The sequence below is a fragment of the Frankia canadensis genome, assembly GCF_900197875.1.
Taxonomy (GTDB): Bacteria; Actinomycetota; Actinomycetes; order Frankiales; family Frankiaceae; genus Frankia; species Frankia canadensis.
Window position 1 is genome coordinate 1 of sequence record NZ_FZMO01000522.1, and the last position, 16,210, is coordinate 16,210.

Annotated in this window: 14 protein-coding genes and 1 riboswitch; of the genes, 13 read left to right on the top strand and 1 reads right to left on the bottom strand. The window is 75.0% G+C overall.

All coding sequences use genetic code 11. The features are described 5' to 3' along the window. Positions 1 to 1,191 (bottom strand): IS4 family transposase (locus C1A33_RS27165; protein WP_101834504.1); only part of this gene is annotated, 1,191 nt, incomplete at its 3' end. A gap of 161 nt (positions 1,192 to 1,352) precedes the next feature. Here C1A33_RS27165 and mihF point away from each other — a divergent pair. The 13 genes from mihF to C1A33_RS27230 all read left to right on the top strand — a co-directional run bounded on the left by mihF (position 1,353) and on the right by C1A33_RS27230 (position 16,178). Beyond that, positions 1,353 to 1,670 (top strand): integration host factor, actinobacterial type, encoded by a 318-nt coding sequence (mihF, locus tag C1A33_RS27170; RefSeq protein ID WP_101834505.1) that lies wholly within the window; start codon positions 1,353 to 1,355, stop codon positions 1,668 to 1,670. A 246-nt stretch (positions 1,671 to 1,916) separates the two neighbouring features. Further along, positions 1,917 to 2,459, top strand: coding sequence for a guanylate kinase (gene gmk, locus C1A33_RS27175; RefSeq protein WP_101834507.1), 543 nt, complete (start codon positions 1,917 to 1,919; stop codon positions 2,457 to 2,459). 49 nt (positions 2,460 to 2,508) lie between these two features. Continuing rightward, the gene (gene rpoZ / locus C1A33_RS27180; protein WP_101834508.1) at positions 2,509 to 2,793 is read left to right on the top strand and encodes a DNA-directed RNA polymerase subunit omega; all 285 of its coding nucleotides are present in this window, start codon (positions 2,509 to 2,511) and stop codon (positions 2,791 to 2,793) included. A gap of 8 nt (positions 2,794 to 2,801) precedes the next feature. Continuing rightward, positions 2,802 to 4,073 carry a bifunctional phosphopantothenoylcysteine decarboxylase/phosphopantothenate--cysteine ligase CoaBC gene (coaBC, locus tag C1A33_RS27185; protein ID WP_101834510.1) on the top strand — a complete coding sequence of 424 codons (1,272 nt, stop codon included), beginning with the start codon at positions 2,802 to 2,804 and terminating at the stop codon, positions 4,071 to 4,073. 41 nt (positions 4,074 to 4,114) lie between these two features. Further along, positions 4,115 to 5,308: a methionine adenosyltransferase gene (gene metK / locus C1A33_RS27190; protein ID WP_101834512.1), complete on the top strand. Its 1,194-nt coding sequence runs from the start codon at positions 4,115 to 4,117 to the stop codon at positions 5,306 to 5,308. Positions 5,309 to 5,410: 102 nt separating this feature from the next. Next, positions 5,411 to 7,423: a primosomal protein N' gene (locus tag C1A33_RS27195; protein ID WP_243407997.1), complete on the top strand. Its 2,013-nt coding sequence runs from the start codon at positions 5,411 to 5,413 to the stop codon at positions 7,421 to 7,423. A gap of 171 nt (positions 7,424 to 7,594) precedes the next feature. Further along, the gene (gene fmt / locus C1A33_RS27200; protein ID WP_101834514.1) at positions 7,595 to 8,539 is read left to right on the top strand and encodes a methionyl-tRNA formyltransferase; all 945 of its coding nucleotides are present in this window, start codon (positions 7,595 to 7,597) and stop codon (positions 8,537 to 8,539) included. After that, positions 8,536 to 9,972: an RsmB/NOP family class I SAM-dependent RNA methyltransferase gene (locus tag C1A33_RS27205; protein WP_101834516.1), complete on the top strand. Its 1,437-nt coding sequence runs from the start codon at positions 8,536 to 8,538 to the stop codon at positions 9,970 to 9,972. Before fmt ends, C1A33_RS27205 begins: the two co-directional genes overlap by 4 nt. Before the next feature lie 32 nt (positions 9,973 to 10,004). Continuing rightward, positions 10,005 to 10,691, top strand: a complete 687-nt coding sequence (rpe, locus tag C1A33_RS27210) for a ribulose-phosphate 3-epimerase (protein ID WP_101834518.1) — start codon at positions 10,005 to 10,007, stop codon at positions 10,689 to 10,691. Between the two features lie 92 nt (positions 10,692 to 10,783). Continuing rightward, positions 10,784 to 10,913: riboswitch (FMN riboswitch) on the top strand. A gap of 135 nt (positions 10,914 to 11,048) precedes the next feature. Next, the gene (locus C1A33_RS27215) at positions 11,049 to 11,753 is read left to right on the top strand and encodes a riboflavin synthase (RefSeq protein ID WP_101834520.1); all 705 of its coding nucleotides are present in this window, start codon (positions 11,049 to 11,051) and stop codon (positions 11,751 to 11,753) included. After that, positions 11,750 to 13,123, top strand: coding sequence for a bifunctional 3,4-dihydroxy-2-butanone-4-phosphate synthase/GTP cyclohydrolase II (locus tag C1A33_RS27220; protein ID WP_101834522.1), 1,374 nt, complete (start codon positions 11,750 to 11,752; stop codon positions 13,121 to 13,123). The genes C1A33_RS27215 and C1A33_RS27220 overlap by 4 nt, the downstream gene beginning before the upstream one ends. Beyond that, complete coding sequence (gene ribH, locus C1A33_RS27225; protein ID WP_101834547.1) at positions 13,120 to 13,602, top strand: 6,7-dimethyl-8-ribityllumazine synthase; 483 nt, start codon at positions 13,120 to 13,122, stop codon at positions 13,600 to 13,602. The genes C1A33_RS27220 and ribH overlap by 4 nt, the downstream gene beginning before the upstream one ends. Before the next feature lie 344 nt (positions 13,603 to 13,946). Beyond that, positions 13,947 to 16,178, top strand: a complete 2,232-nt coding sequence (locus C1A33_RS27230) for a MinD/ParA family ATP-binding protein (RefSeq protein WP_101834524.1) — start codon at positions 13,947 to 13,949, stop codon at positions 16,176 to 16,178. Positions 16,179 to 16,210 lie beyond the last annotated feature (32 nt).

The following is a 16,210-nucleotide window of genomic DNA, read 5'->3' on the forward strand; positions in this document are numbered from 1 at the left end:
CCGGTCGGGGTCGATCCCCGCGGCGGTCGCGGCGTGGCAGGTCAGCGCGCTGATCGCGTGGTGGGTGAGCAGGTAGCCGTAGATCTCCTGGTAGACGGTGTCGGGGTGCTTCGAGCGCAGGACCTTTCCCGGGCCGCGTAGGTAGGTCTTGAGCTGCCTGTTACCGGTCTCGTGTTCCCAGCGCTGCCGGTAGGCCCCGGCCAGCGCGGACGCGGTCGCGTCGCGTGGGTTGAGGATCGTGGTGAGCAGGGCGATGACCTCGTGTTTCCCGTCGCCGTCCCGGTCGGGCACGTCGTACTCGACGAGACGGGCGTAGCGGGCCTTCGCCGGGTCGAGTGCCTCACCGGCGCGGGCCGCGGCGACGAGTGCGTCCCGCGCCTTCCCGGTGATCTTCGGGTTGACCAGGACCGTCAGGTACGAGCCGTCGGACAACGCGCGCAGCGGCGGCAGCCGCAGGCTGGCCTTGACCCGCCACAGCAGTGCCGCGCCGGTGTCCGCGGCCGTGCACCAGTCGGTCCAGGAGTAGAAGTTGCGGTCCGCGAGCAGAAGCCAGCGTTCGGCCAGCCGTGGGTACAGGGTGCGGGCCAGGGCCTGCTCGCTGGCGGGCTTCGCGCCGCCGGCCGGGCCGAGCACGGCCAGCACCGGCGCGTGCGAGGCGCACTCGGACACGGTGAGGGCGCGGACCTTCGGTAGCGCCCCGGGCGCGCCGTCGCGGCCCGCGGGCAGGCCGAACGCGGCGATGTTCTCCGCCGAGGCGGGCGCGTCCCACTCCAGTCCGTCGATACTCATCAGCCGCCACGGGCCGAGGAACGCCCCGACCGTGTCCAGGTCAGCGACCGGCGCCGCGACCTGCGAGAACAGTTCCGCCAGCGGCGCTGAACCGAGCCGCTGGCGGGCTTTCGTCAGCCCGCCCGAGGTCGGTTCCCACCGCGGCCCGACGACGTCGAGATCGTCAAGCGTGGTGGCGAGCCGGCGCGCGACCGCCTCGTAGTCGTCGTCCGCGAACAACGCGAGCGCCATCACGAAGTAGACCGCGACCCGCGGCGGGATCGTCGTGTCGCTACGCCGGGCACCCGTCCCGGTCGCCTCGATCGCCTCATCGACCGCGTCCCGCGAGACGAACGACGTCAGGACCCCCAACGAGATCCAGTCCGTCAGCTGGCTACCCGCCACCGCCCCCGTGTCCGTCACAGCCCCCGATCATGCCGCCAACCAGGCAGAACGACCTGAACCGACACACCACAGCCATCCAAGATCCAAATAGTGGAAGTGGCATTGGGCCAAGGCTGGACTGAGGAACCACTTCCTCGCTAGTTTGCGCGGCGCGATCACCGAATTGAGGAGGCGTACCCGTGCCCCTGCCGCCCCTAACGCCCGAGGAGAGGGCCGCCGCCCTCGCGAAAGCCGCGCTGGCTCGTAAGCAGCGCGCAGAACTCAAGGAGCGGTTGAAGAAGGCGGAGACCACTCTGGCCGCCGTCCTGGAACAGGCCGAGGCCGATGAGGTCGTCGGCAAGATGAAGGTTTCGGCTGTTCTCGAGTCGCTTCCCGGGGTCGGGCGCGTGCGCGCCCAGAAGATCCGGGAACGACTCGGCATCAGCCCGACCCGCCGTCTGAGAGGGCTCGGCGCGAAGCAGCGCGCCGCGCTCCTCGAGGAGTTCGGCACCGCCTGATCCGGCGGAGTGGAATACCACTCTGAGTGCCGGATGAGGCGCTGGCGGGCCGCGGCCTCGCCGGGTGGGCGGGTTCACCCCGCCCGGTTCCGGTGAAGCCGCGGGACCTGACTCGTGGGCCGGGGGTCGGAATTCTTTACCGGCCCTCGATCCGAATGTCTATGGGAAACAAGTCCTATCCCGGGTACTCCGCGAGCGGAGGACCGGCCGCGCGGCGGCCGGGCCGGACGTCCTAGGGTGGGGCCCGTGGGCCTCACAGTGCTGTCCGGGCCGTCCGGAGTCGGGAAGGGAACGGTCGTCGCGGCCGTCCGTCGGCGTCACCCCGAGGTGTGGGTCTCGGTGAGCGCCACCACCCGTGCCCCCCGGCCCGGGGAGACGGACGGCGTCGAGTACCACTTCGTGGACGCCGAGGAGTTCGCCCGGATGGTCAAGACGGGCGAGTTCGTCGAACACGCCATGTTCGCCGGGCACGCCTACGGCACGCCGCGCCGGCCCCTGGCCGAGCGGCTCGCCGCGGGCGTGCCCTGCCTGTTGGAGATAGAACTGCTGGGTGCCCGGCAGGTGCGCTCGGCGATGCCGGACGCGCGGTTCGTGTTCCTCGCCCCGCCCACGTTCGACGAACTGGTGCGGCGGCTCACCGCTCGGGGAACCGAGCCGCCGGACGTCATCGCCCGGCGCCTCGACCGGGCCCGGATCGAGCTGGCGGCCGAGACGGAGTTCGACCACGTCGTCGTCAACGACGATGTGCCGTCCGCGGCCGACCGCTTGGTAGCATTGATGATCGACTAGCCTGGAGAGCAGGACCGGAAGAGCAGGACCGGAAGGACCCGAACGCATCGTGGCCGGAACCGTCGCACACCCTGAGGGCATCACCAACCCCCCCATCGACGAGCTGCTCGAGGCCACCGACTCGAAGTACAGCCTCGTGATCTACGCGGCCAAGAGGGCCCGGCAGATCAACGCCTACTACTCGCAGCTCGGCGAGGGTCTGCTGGAGTACGTCGGGCCGCTGGTCGAGACGACCAACGCCCAGGAGAAGCCGCTGTCGATCGCGCTGCGCGAGATCAACGCCGGCCTGCTCACCCACGAGACCGTCGTCGACGCCCTGCCGCCGGTCGCCTGAGCCTCGCCATGGCCGACGAGCCGGGCCGGCGCCCGCGGGTCGTGCTGGGTGTGGCCGGTGGCATCGCCGCCTACAAGGCGGTCGAGGTGCTGCGCCGCTTCACCGAGTCCGGCCACGAGGTGCGGGTCGTGCCCACGCCGAGCGCGCTGCGCTTCGTCGGCGAGACGACCTGGGCGGCGCTGTCCGGCAATCCGGTCACGACCGGGGTGTGGGACGACGCCGACGAGGTCGCGCACGTGCGCATCGGCCGGCAGGCGGACCTCGTTCTCGTCGTGCCGGCCACCGCGGACCTGATGGCCCGCGCCGCGGCCGGCCGCGCCGACGACCTGCTCACCGGCACGCTGCTGACGGCCACCTGCCCGGTGGTGTTCGCCCCGGCGATGCACACCGAGATGTGGCAGCATCCGGCGACCCGGGCCAACGTCGCCACCCTGCGGGAGCGGGGCGCCATCGTGCTCGACCCGGCCGTCGGCCGCCTCACCGGGGCCGACTCGGGACCGGGCCGGCTGCCCGAGCCCGCCGAGATCGCCGCGTTGGGCATGGCGGTGCTCGCCCGCGGCGCGCACGGCGTGCGTCCCGACCTCGCCGGCCGGCACGTGCTCGTCACCGCCGGCGGCACCCGGGAGTACGTCGACCCGGTCCGTTTCCTGGGCAACGCGTCCAGCGGGCGGCAGGGCTACGCGCTCGCCCGGGCCGCCGCGGCGCGCGGCGCGACCGTCACAGTGGTGGCGGCGAACGTGGCGCTGCCCGAGGTCGCGGGGGCGCGCACGATCGCGGTCACCTCCGCGGCGCAGCTGCGCGAGCGGGTGCACGAGGTCGCGCCGTCGGCCGACGTCATCGTGATGGCCGCCGCGGTCGCGGACTTCCGGCCGGCGGCGCCGTCGGCGCACAAGATTAAGAAAGAATCGGCGGCTCCCGACTCCATTGCGCTGGAGCGAAACCCTGACGTGTTGTCCGAGTTACTGGCGAACCGCCGGCCGGGACAGGTCCTGGTTGGTTTCGCGGCGGAGACCGGCGGGCCCGACGGGAGTGTTCTCGACCACGCCCGGGCGAAACTGGCCCGTAAGCCCGTCGATCTCCTCGTGGTCAACCAGGTCGGCGGGGGCCTCGGCTTCGAGGCGCCGGACAACGCCGCCGTCGTGCTGGGTGCCGCCGGCGGCGAGACGGTGATCGAGCGGACGAGCAAGGATCTCGTCGCGCACCGCATTCTCGATCTCGTCGGTGGCATCGATCGATCGGATGCGGAGCCGGTGCAGGTACCTGCGCGAACTCCTCGGTAAGCTTCGTCGGAATCAACCGGATCTCCAGGGGGTAACACCAAGTGGCGACGCGCCTGTTCACGTCCGAGTCCGTCACCGAGGGGCATCCGGACAAGATCGCTGACCAGATCAGTGACTCGATCCTCGATGCGATGATCAAGGACGACCCGAAGAGCCGGGTCGCCGTCGAGACGCTCATCACCACCGGCCAGGTGCACGTCGCCGGTGAGGTCACCACCAAGACCTACGTCGACATCGCCTCGGTGGTGCGCGAGCGCATCCTGGAGATCGGGTACGACTCCTCCAAGAAGGGCTTCGACGGCGCGTCCTGCGGCGTGAGCGTGTCCATCGGCGCGCAGTCCGCGGACATCGCGCAGGGCGTCGACACCGCCCACGAGAACCGCGTCGAGGGCGCCGAGGACGAACTGGACCGGCAGGGCGCCGGCGACCAGGGTCTGATGTTCGGCTTCGCCTGCGACCAGACCCCCGAGCTCATGCCGTTGCCGATCGCGCTGGCGCACCGCCTCGCCCGGCGGCTGTCCGAGGTCCGCAAGGACGGCCAGGTCGGCTACCTGCGCCCGGACGGCAAGACCCAGGTCACCATCGAGTACGTCGACGGCAAGCCGGTGCGCCTCGACACGGTCGTCGTCTCCACCCAGCACGCGGCCGACATCGACCTCGACACGCTGCTCGCCCCCGACATCGCCGAGTACGTCGTCGAGCCCGAGCTCGCGCTGCTCGACATCTCCACCGAGGGCCGCCGCCTGCTGGTCAACCCGACCGGCCGCTTCGAGATCGGCGGCCCGATGGGCGACGCCGGCCTCACCGGCCGCAAGATCATCGTCGACACGTACGGCGGCTACGCCCGCCACGGCGGCGGCGCCTTCTCCGGCAAGGACCCGTCCAAGGTCGACCGCTCCGCCGCCTACGCGATGCGCTGGGTCGCCAAGAACGTCGTCGCCGCCGGCCTCGCGAAGGCCTGCGAGGTCCAGGTCGCCTACGCCATCGGCAAGGCGCACCCGGTCGGCCTGTTCGTCGAGACCTTCGGCACCGGCACGGTCCCCGAGTCGCAGATCCAGGACGCCGTCACCCAGGTCTTCGACCTGCGCCCGGCCGCGATCATCCGCGACCTCGACCTGCTGCGCCCGGTCTACGCGCAGACCGCCGCCTACGGCCACTTCGGCCGCCCCGAGCTCGACTTCACCTGGGAGTCGACCTCGCGCGCCGAGGCGCTGCAGCGCGCCGTCAAGGGCTGACGCCGACACCCATCCCGCCCCGGAGCCGGGTCGGTCCACCGAGGACCGGCCCGGCTCCGCGCGTTGCCGATCATGTCAGAGGTGCCTGGTAGTAATGCGGTCATGACCGAGCAGGCCGCGACGCTGCCGATCGCCCGGGTCGCGATCGACAGTCCGCTGACCCACCTCGATCGGCTCTTCGACTACCTCGTGCCGGCGGACCTGGCCGATGCGGCCGTGCCCGGCTCGCGGGTGCGGGTCCGCTTCGCCGGTCGTCTGGTCGACGGCTTCGTGCTGGAGCGGGCCGAGCGCTCGGATCATGACGGGCGGCTGGCGCCGCTGGAGCGGTCGGTCTCCGCCGAGCCGGTGCTGTCCCCGCAGATCGCCCGGCTGGCCCGCGCGGTCGCCGACCGCTACGGCGGCACCCTCGCCGACGTCCTGCGCCTGGCGGTGCCGCCCCGCCACGGCCGCACCGAGACGGCGGCGGTCGCGGCTGGGAAGGCGGCGGTCGCGGCTGCGAAGGCAGGGGGGGACAGCGGCGGGCAGCGCCCGCCGGGGGAGTGGGCGCGGTACCCGGCGGGGGCGTCGATGCTGGCAGCGCTCGCGGACGGGCGCTCGCCGCGGGCGGTGTGGTGGGCGCCGCCCGGGCCGGCCTGGCCGGAGATGATCGCTACCGCCGTGGCGGCGGCGGTGCGGTCCGGGCGGGGGGCGCTCGTCGTCGTGCCCGACCATCGCGACGTCGACCGGGTTGAGGTGATGCTGGTCGAGGCGGTCGGCCGGGCGGCCGTCGTCGCCCTGCGCGCAGGCCTCGGCCCGGCGGCGCGGTACCGGGCGTTCCTCACCGTGCTGCGAGGGCAGGCGCGGGTCGCGGTCGGCACCCGGGCGGCTGTCTTCGCGCCCGTCGCCGACCTCGGCCTCGTCGTCGTCTGGGACGAGGGCGACGAGCTGCACGCCGAGCCGCTCGCCCCCTACCCGCACACTCGCGACGTGGCCGTGCTGCGGGCCCGGCTGGAAGGCGCCGCCCTGCTCGTCGGCGGCTTCTGCCCGACCGCCGAGGCCGACGGCCTGGTGCGGGCCGGCTGGGCGCACCCGCTGGTCCTGCCCCGCGCCGAGGTGCGTGCGCTGGCCCCCCGGGTGGAGGCGACCGGCTCCGACGAGGAGTACGCCCGCGACCCGGCGGCCCGCGCGGCCCGGCTGCCGTCGCTGGCCGTGCGCACCGCCCGAACGTCCCTGGCCGACGGCGCGCCCGTGCTCATCCAGGTGCCGCGCCGGGGCTACCAGCCGTCGCTGGCCTGTGCGGACTGCCGCCGGCCCGCCCGCTGCCCGCACTGCCAGGGCCCGCTCGGCCGGCCCGCGAGCGTCGGTCCGCCGTCCTGCCGCTGGTGCGGGCGCCCGGCTGCGGCGTGGCACTGCCCGGCCTGCGAGGCGACGCGGCTGCGGGCCTCGGTGACGGGGGACCGGCGTACCGCCGAGGAGCTCGGCCGGGCGTTTCCCGACGTGCTGGTCCGCACGTCCGGCCGCGACGGCGTGCTCGCCACCGTCCCGGCGGAGCCCGCGCTGGTGATCTCCACGCCGGGCGCTGAGCCGGTTGCGGCCGGCGGCTACGGCGCGGTGCTGCTGCTCGACGGCTGGGCCCTGCTTGGCCGGCCCGACCTGCGCGCGGCCGAGACGGCGCTGCGCCGCTGGGCCGCCGCCGCGGCGCTCGCCCGCCCGGGTGGTCAGGGCGGGCGAGTGGTGGTGGCCGCCGACGCCGGCCTGCCTCCCGTGCAGGCCCTCATCCGCTGGGATCCGGCGACGTTCACCGCGCGCGAGGCCGACGAGCGCGCCGAGCTGGGCTTTCCGCCGGCGACCCGGATCGCCGCTGTCGACGGCACCCCCGCCGCCGTCACCGAGCTGCTCGACGCCGCCCGGCTGCCGGCGGGAGCCGAGGTGCTCGGCCCGGTGCCGCTGCCGCCGCCCAGCCGGTCCACCGGGGCCCCGGGCGGAGAGGGCGAGCTCGAGCGGCTGCTCGTGCGGGTGCCCCGGGACCAGGGCGGGGCGCTGGCCGCCGCGCTGCACGCCGCCCGCGGCGTCCTCGGCACCCGGCACAGCACCAGCGGGCTGCGCGTCCAGCTCGACCCGCAGGTCCTCGGCTGAGCCTGCGTCTGGCCCGGGTGTGACGCAGAGCCAGGAGTCCGGCGCCGTCCGGTGGGCCGCCCGCACAGCGGGCCGCGATACGGTCGGACGGCGGCCGACGCAGTGGTTGCCTTGGACTGTCCGCAGAGGGCTGCGACGCCGGTACGCGTCGCGGCGGATCGGTGTTCGTGTATGCGTCTTGTCTTCGCCGGCACGCCGGCGGTCGCCCTGCCCAGCCTGCGCGCGCTGCTGGACAGCGCACGCCACGACGTGGTCGCCGTGGTCACCCGGCCGGACCGGCCGGCCGGAAGGGGGCGGAAGATCACGCCGCCGCCGGTGCACCAGCTGGCCGACGAGGCGGGCATCCCCGTGCTCAGCCCGCAGCGGCCGCGCGACCCGGAGTTCCTCGCCGCCCTGGCGGAGCTGGCGCCCGACTGCTGCCCCGTGGTCGCCTACGGCGCGCTGCTCCCGCCGGAGGCGTTGGCGATCCCGCGGCACGGCTGGGTGAACCTGCACTTCTCGCTGCTGCCGGCCTACCGCGGTGCGGCGCCGGTGCAGCGCACGGTGCTCGCCGGCGACGACCTCACCGGCGCGAGCGTCTTCCAGATCGAGCCGGCGATGGACACAGGCCCCGTCTTCGGCGTCGTCACCGAGCACGTCCGGCCGACGGACACCTCCGGTGACCTGCTGGAGCGGCTGTCCATCTCCGGCGCGCGGCTGCTCGTCGCCGTCATGGACGGCCTCGCCGACGCCAGCGTGCAGGCGGTTCCGCAGCCGGCGGAGGGGGTGTCGTTCGCGCCGAAGCTCACAGTCGAGGACGTCCGGATCGACTGGGCGCAGCCCGCGCTGGCCGTGGACCGGCTCGTGCGCGCCGCGACCCCCGCGCCGGGAGCGTGGACGCTGTTCCGCGAGCGCCGTCTCAAGATCGGACCGGTCCGCGTCGGCGCGCCGGACGGAACGGCGGCGCTGCCGCCGGGGCGGCTGGCGGTGCTGGCCGGCGGGGAGATCGCCGTCGGAACCGGGGCGGGCGTGGTGCTGCTCGGCGAGGTGCGTCCCGAGGGGCGGGGGGCGATGGCCGCCGCCGACTGGGCCCGCGGCGCGCGCATCGGCGCCGACGACGTTCTGGCGGCGCCGTGAGCGCCCCCGGCGCGTCGGGTACCCGCGGCGCCCGCCCGCCGGCCCGGGTGGACCGCTCCCGGCTGCTGGCCTGGGAGGTGCTGCGCGCCGTCGACGAGCGCGGCGCCTACGCCAACCTGGTGCTGCCGCGCCTGCTCGCCGACAGCGGACTGACGTCGCGCGATCGCGCCTTCACCACCGAGCTCGCGTACGGGGCGCTGCGTGCGCAGGGCACTCTCGACGGCGTCCTCGACACGGCCACGAGCCGGCCCGTCCACGACATCGACCCGCCGGTCCGGGACGCCCTGCGCCTGGGTGCCTACCAGCTGCTGCGTACCCGGGTGCCGGCGCGCGCCGCCGTCGCGAGCACCGTCGACCTTGTCCGGGCGACCAGCGGCGAGCGGCCCGTCCGGTTCGCGAACGCGGTGCTGCGTCGGGTCGCCGCCCGCATCTCCGAGACCGGCGGCGACCTCGCCGTGCTGCTCGGCGCGCCCCGCTTCACCGCCGACCCGATCGGCCACCTCGCCGTCGTCACGACCCATCCGCGCTGGATCGTCGAGGCCGTCGCCGAGGCGATGGGCGACGATCTGGACCAGACCCGCGCGGCACTCGCCGCCGACGACGAGCGGCCGGCCGTCCACCTCGTCGCCCGCCCCGGCCGGGTGGAGCGCGACGACCTGCTCGCCGAGGCCGCCCGGGCCGGTCTCACCGCCCGGCCCGGCCGCTACTCGCCGTACGCGGCGCGGCTCGAGGGGGGCGATCCGGCCCGGCTGCCGTCCGTCGTCGAGGGTGCCGCCGCCGTGCAGGACGAGGGCAGCCAGCTCGTCGCCCTGGCCCTCGCCGCGACCCCCACAGTCGGGCCTGACCTCGGCCTGACCGTCGATCTGTGCGCCGGCCCCGGCGGCAAGGCGGCGCTGCTGGCCGGCCTGCTCACCGGCCCGGGCCCGGGCGGCGGGCGGCTGATAGCGCTCGAGCCGCGGATGGCTCGGGCGGCGCTGGTCGCCCGCTCGCTCGCCGGCGAGCGGGCGGCGTGGGTGGTGCGTGGCGACGGCCGGGCGGCGCCGCTGGCGCCGGGCAGCGCCGACCGGGTGCTCGTCGACGCGCCCTGCACCGGGCTCGGCGCGCTGCGGCGCCGGCCCGAGTCCCGCTGGCGGCGCACCCCGGGAGACCTGGCGGCGCTCACGCCGTTGCAGAGCGCGCTGCTCGTCGCCGCGCTGGACCTCGTCCGTCCCGGCGGGGTCGTGGCCTACGCCACCTGCTCGCCGCATCCGGCCGAGACGACCGAGGTGGTGCGGCAGGTCGCCGGCCAGCGGCCGGACGTTTCCCTCCTCGACGCCCGGCGCGCGCTGCCCGACGTCGACGAGGCCGGTCCCGGCCCGTTCGTCCAGCTCTGGCCGCATCGGCACGGTACCGACGCGATGTTCCTCGCACTGCTGCGCCGCGCTGGGGCCTGATGGCGGCGGCGAGCGGTCGATAGTCTCGCGCTGTGGCAACCGCACAGATTTATCCGAGCCTGCTCGCCGCCGACTTCGGGCGGATCGCCGACGCCGCCGCCGCGGTCGAGGGCCGGGCCGACTGGCTGCACGTCGACGTGATGGACTACCACTTCGTCCCGAACCTGGCGTTCTCGCCGGACACGGTGACGGCGCTGCGCGCGGCGACGCGGACCCCGCTCGACTGCCATCTCATGATCGCCGATCCGGACCGCTGGGCCGCCGGCTACGCCGAGCGGGGCGCGGCCAACGTCACCATCCACGCCGAGGCCGTCTCGGACCTGCCGCGCACCACCGACGCGATCCGGGCGGCCGGCGCCCGCACCGGGCTCGCGGTCAAGCCGAACACCCCGGTCGAGCACTACCTCGACGACCTGCACCGGTTCGACCTGCTGCTGCTCATGACGATCGAGCCCGGGTTCGGCGGCCAGGCGTTCATGACCGAGGTGCTGCCGAAGATCGAGGCGGCCCGCCGGCTGCTCGACGCGCGCGGCCTCGACCTGTGGCTGCAGATCGACGGCGGGGTCAACGACCGCACGATCGAGCAGGCCGCGGCCGCCGGGGTGGACGTGTTCGTCGCGGGCACGGCGGTGTTCGGCGCGGCCGATCCCGGCGAGGCCGTCGAGAAGCTGCGTGCCCAGGCCCTGCACGCCAACCCGCGGCTCACTCCGCCGCGGTGATCCTGCCCGTCGCGATGATGACGTCGGTCACTGTCTGAGGGGCGGCGTCCGGCGGCTTCATATGTCAGACTTGGGTCGTAACAACCAGCAGCACGCGCGCTCCGGGGTCGGTGAAAGTCCGAACCGGCGGTGACAGTCCGCGACCCGCCCGCAGGTACTGGGGCGGTTGACCCGGTGGAACTCCGGGACCGACGGTGAAAGTCCGGATGGGAGGACGCGCGCGGGCCCAGGCGCTCGCGGTCGGCCGTGCCGTCCGGGGTGTGCGTCGGCGTGCGTCATCTTGCGCATGCTGGCAGGTCCCGCGTGGATTCCCTCGCGCTCGGGGAGCGGTGCCCGGGAGCGAGGGGCGCGGGTCGGATGTTCACCGGCATCGTTGAAGAGCTCGGCGTCGTCACCGAGGTGGACGCTCGGGCGGAGTCCGCGGCGGTCACCATCGCCTGTCGCAGCGTCCTGGCCGACGCGGCGCACGGAGCCTCCATAGCCGTGAACGGTGTCTGTCTCACCGTCACCAGCCTGCTGCGCGACGGCGTCGCCCTCGACGAGACCGCGAGCCGGGCCGGGCCGGCCGACGGCGCCACCTCCTTCACCGCGGACGTGATGCGGGAGACGCTGGTGCGCTCCGCCCTCGGCCGCCTCACCGCCGGCGACCCGGTGAACCTCGAGCGTCCGGTGCGCCTCGCCGACCGGCTCGGGGGCCATCTCGTCCAGGGGCACGTCGACGGCATCGGCACGGTCCTGGACCGCCACGCCTCCGAGCACTGGGAGATCGTCCGCATCGCGCTGCCCGCGGGGCTCGACCGCTACCTCGTCGAGAAGGGCTCGGTGACGGTCGACGGCGTCAGCCTCACCGTCGTCGAGGTCACCGCGGCCGTCGAAGGTACGCAGGCCGGCGGCGACCGGCCCGCGACGTTCACCGTCAGCCTGATCCCCACCACTCTCGACCTGACCACGCTCGGGCGCCGCGCTCCCGGCTCGCTGGTCAACATCGAGGTCGACGTGCTGGCCAAGTATGTCGAGAAGCTGCACGCCGGCACCACCGACCCGAACGGACTGCACCGATGACCTCCACCGCCGACGTGACCGCTTCCGACGTGACTCCTGCCGACGTGACGTTCGCCACCATCGAGGAGGCGCTCGCCGCCTTCGCCGCGGGCCGGCCGCTGGTCGTCGTCGACGACGCCGACCGGGAGAACGAGGGTGACCTGATCTTCGCGGCCGAGGCCGCCACCCCCGAGCTGGTCGCGTTCATGACCCGCTACACGTCGGGCGTCATCTGCGTCCCGATGGAGGCCGCGGACACCGACCGCCTCGAACTCGACCAGATGGTGCCGCGCAACACCGAGCGGATGGGCACGGCGTTCACCATCACCGTCGACGCCAGCACCGGCGTGACGACCGGCATCTCCGCCGCCGACCGGGCCCGCACCATCCGGCTGCTCGCCGACCCGGACACCGTCCCGTCGGACCTCGCCCGCCCGGGGCACATCTTCCCGCTGCGGGCCAAGGACGGCGGCGTGCTGCGCCGCCCCGGCCACACCGAGGCGGCCGTCGACCTGGCCCGCCTGTCCGGGCTGCGCCCCGCCGGTGCCATCTGCGAGATCGTCAACGACGACGGCACGATGGCCCGGCTGCCCGAGCTCGCCGCGTTCGCCCGCGAGCACGGCCTGCTGCTGATCTCCATCGCCGACCTCATCGCCTACCGGCGCCGGACCGAGAAGCAGGTCGTCCGGGTCGCCGAGGCGTCGATCCCGACCCGCTACGGCACCTTCCGCGCCGTCGGGTTCCGCAACATCCTCGACGGCATCGAGCACATCGCGCTGATCCGCGGCGAGCTCGGCGACGGGGAGGACGTGCTCGCCCGGGTGCACAGCGAGTGCCTCACCGGCGACGTGTTCGGCTCGCGGCGCTGCGACTGTGGCAACCAGCTCGACGCCGCCCTGCGCATGGTCGCCGCCGAGGGGCGCGGCGTCGTCCTCTACATGCGCGGGCACGAGGGCCGGGGCATCGGCCTCATGCACAAGCTGCGCGCCTACCAGCTGCAGGACGCCGGCCACGACACCGTCGACGCGAACCTCGCTCTCGGGCTGCCGGCCGACGCCCGCGACTACGGCACCGGCGCGCAGATCCTCGTCGACCTCGGGGTGCGCGGCATCCGGCTGCTCTCGAACAACCCGACCAAGCGGGCCGGGCTGGAGGGCTACGGGCTGCGCATCGTCGACCTGATCGCGATGCCGGTCGACCACACGCCGGAGAACCTGCGCTATCTGACGACCAAGCGTGACCGGATGGGCCATGTGCTGCCCGGCCTGCCACGCGCGGTCGGGGAGGACGAGTCGGCCGGCGGCCGGTGGTCGGCCGGCCCGTCGCGGGTCCCCGCCGCCGCGGGCTGCGCCGGCGGCGGCGGGGACCTCGCCGACGGGGAGACCCGGTGAGCGGCCACGGCGCGCCCAAGGAGGTGCTGCCGGCGGTCGCCGGGCTGCGGCTCGCGATCGTCGCGACCCGCTGGCACGCGGAGATCACCGACGCGCTGCTGGCCGGTGCGCTGCGGGCGGCCAGGGACGCGGGGCTGGCCGGCCTGCCGACCGTCGTGCGGGTCGCCGGTGCCGTCGAACTGCCCGTCGTCACCGCGGCACTCGCCGAGCGGCATGACGCGGTCGCCGCGCTCGGGGTCGTCATCCGCGGCGGCACCCCGCACTTCGACTACGTCTGCCAGTTCGTCACCGCCGGGCTCGCCCGGGTCACCCTCGACGCCCGGGTGCCCATCGGCTTCGGCGTCCTGACCTGTGACACCGTCGAACAGGCCCGGGACCGCGCCGGCCTGCCCGGCTCCAGCGAGGACAAGGGCAGGGAGGCGGCGCTGGCCGCCCTCGACACCGCGTCCGTGCTGCGCGAGCTCTCGCTCGCCAGCTGACCGACCCCGCTGCGTCATCGAACGGCCACCGCACCCCGCCGGGGCGGTGGCCGTCCGCACGTTGCGGTCACACAGACGGTGCGAGCCCGATCCGTCCACGTGACATGACCTCGGTATGGTGTTGCCATCACATGGCGATTCGGAGTGGATCGAGTGTGCCGATGGTGTGTTCGCTGCTCGCGGGCCTGTTTTCGACGTTCTGGATTCATCCCGGACGTCTTGCCGGGGCCGCGCTGAACGCGAGACTGTGATGTCACGCCGTAGCGGGTTCCTCGCGCTGCGGCGTCATCGGGTGGCGCCGGACGGGCGCGCGTCGGTTCGGGTGTGAGGGCGAGGTGGCACGAATGGCGGGTCATGGCAGCGGCCAGGACGACGACGACCTCTCGCTCGACGCGTCCGAGTCCGGGGTCGGGGTCGGCGAGGACGGTCTCGACGCGTCGGCCCGCGCCGGCTCCGGGGCCTCCGGCTCCGGCTCTGGTGGCGGTGACGCCCGCCCGATCTCCCTGCTCGGCCTGCGGCTGTCCGACACCCAGTCGCCCCGGGACGCGCTGGTCAGCCGGCGCTCCGCCCGCCCACGGCCCGCAGGCTCGCACCCGACCATGCCGCCGTCCACCGCGGCGCCGTCCACCCTGCCGCCGTCCACCGCGGCGCCGCGACCCGAGGCGACCCAGCCACCCGGCTCCGGCTCCGGCAGGGCCACCCCGACCCGCCCGCCACACGTGGTCGACGACGCCCCTTCGGCGGATGCGCCGCACTCGCCGGGGTCCACCTCTCTGCCGGCCGTTCCGTACTCATGGCTCAGCCCGCCGCGGCCTGGTGACGTCGATCACCACGCGACGCCGGCGGCGCCCGCCCGCGGCTGGACTCCCGACCTGTCCAGCGCGACCGGGGGCGGGCCGCACGGCCCGCTCGCCCTGCCGCCGGGAAGCCGGGACGCGTCGGCGCTGGCGCCCACGCCGGCCGATGCGATCCCGTTGTCGCCGCCAAGGGCGTCGGCCCACCTCGGCGGTCTGCTGCCGCCGCCCGCGGGTGCCGCGCCCGAGCCGGACGCGGGCGGCCTGGCGCTGCCACCCGGCGTCGCGCGGCGGTCGAACGTCCCGCCCCCGCCGCCGAGCGTGCCGCCACCCGGCGAGACCTGGGGCAGCATGACGGTGCTCGTGCCCGCGGCCGGCCTGCCCGGGCCGCCGGCGGCCCCCGGCCAGGAAGCTCCAGCGGAAACGCCATCGCTCGACGCGGTCTCGGCGGGGCCGCCCGAAACCGAACCGCCAATGCCCTATCCGGACCTCGCCGGTGGCCCCCGTGGCTGGCCGGCCCCGGCTCCGCTCCCGGCGCCGTTGCCGATGCCGCCACCGCCGCCGACGCGATCGTGGGACGCCGCGCACGCCGTCACCGAACCGGAACTGCCGCCGCTGCCGTTCCCGACCTCGTCCCCCTCCGCGTGGCCCCCGCCTTTCGCCGATCCGCCTTTCGCCGATCCGCCTTTCGCCGATCCGCCTTTCGCCGACCCGCCTTTCGCCGACCCGCCTGTCGCCGACCGGCCTGTCGCCGATCCGCCCAGCCCCGGCGCGGTTGTCGCGACCTGGGCGGAGCCGGTGAGCGACGCGCCCGAGCCGCGGACGGGCGGCGCGATTCCGGCCCGGCTGCGTGCCGTCCTCCCGGAGCGGCTCGCCGGTGGCCGTGGGCAGACGGGTGACGCCGCCGCCGCGGCCGGGGCGCAACCGGCGAACGCGACCTATGCGCGATCCCGGACCGGCGGCCGCCGGGTGCTGGTCGGCGGGTTCGGGGGCGGCGGTGGCCGGACCACCGTCGCCGCCGGTCTGGGCCTCGCGATGGCCGCGCACCACGGGCACCGGGTGGTCGCCGTCGACGCGTCGCCGGACCAGTGCGGGCTGCTCGCGCACCGCGTCGGCCTGGTACCGCCGGGCGTGGGCCTGCGGGAACTGGCGGGGGCCCGCCCGCCGGTCTCGTCGCTGCAGGACGTCCGTCGCTATCTGGCCTCCGACCGGTCCGGCGGGCTGGAGGTGCTCGCCGGCCTGCGCGATCTCGTCGGTCCCGGCCTGCTGCCCGAGGAGCTGGCCTGGGCGCTCGATCTGCTCGGCCACTGGTATCCGGTGGTCGTCGCCGACGCGCCGCCCGGCTGGAGCCAGCCGGTGCCCGCGACCCTGCTCGCCCGCGCCGACCAGCTGGTTCTCACCGTCCGTGCAAGCGAGACGGAGATCGCCGGCGCCGACGATGCCCTGACCGCCCTCGCCGCGGCCGGCCGCCCCGACCTCGCCGCCACCGTCATCGTCGCCGTGGTCGAGACCTACCCGTCCCGGCTCGGGCGCAGCGCCCGGATGCGTCTGGACCATCTGGAGGATCGGGCGTACATCACCGTCCCAGTGCCGTTCGACGCGGCGCTCGCTGACAGCAGGCCGATCAACTGGTTCCGCCTGCGCCGCCGGACCCGCTTCGCCTTCCAGCGGCTCGCCGGCGCCGTCGCCACCGCCCCACTGCCCGGCAGCCAACCGGCGATGGCCCTGGCCCGCCCCGCGCTGACCGCCGCCTGGTCCCCGGGCATCGCCGCCCACCCGTGACGCCGCCCACCCCTGCGGTCGCCCGATAGGCT

What these genes read in the sequence shown, in the direction of transcription:
- coaBC (WP_101834510.1), top strand. Translation starts at nt 2,802, where the DNA reads ATGGCCGACGAGCCGGGCCGGCGCCCGCGGGTCGTGCTGGGTGTGGCC.
- C1A33_RS27195 (WP_243407997.1), top strand. Translation starts at nt 5,411, where the DNA reads ATGACCGAGCAGGCCGCGACGCTGCCGATCGCCCGGGTCGCGATCGAC.
- fmt (WP_101834514.1), top strand. Translation starts at nt 7,595, where the DNA reads ATGCGTCTTGTCTTCGCCGGCACGCCGGCGGTCGCCCTGCCCAGCCTG.
- C1A33_RS27215 (WP_101834520.1), top strand. Translation starts at nt 11,049, where the DNA reads ATGTTCACCGGCATCGTTGAAGAGCTCGGCGTCGTCACCGAGGTGGAC.
- C1A33_RS27220 (WP_101834522.1), top strand. Translation starts at nt 11,750, where the DNA reads ATGACCTCCACCGCCGACGTGACCGCTTCCGACGTGACTCCTGCCGAC.
- C1A33_RS27230 (WP_101834524.1), top strand. Translation starts at nt 13,947, where the DNA reads ATGGCGGGTCATGGCAGCGGCCAGGACGACGACGACCTCTCGCTCGAC.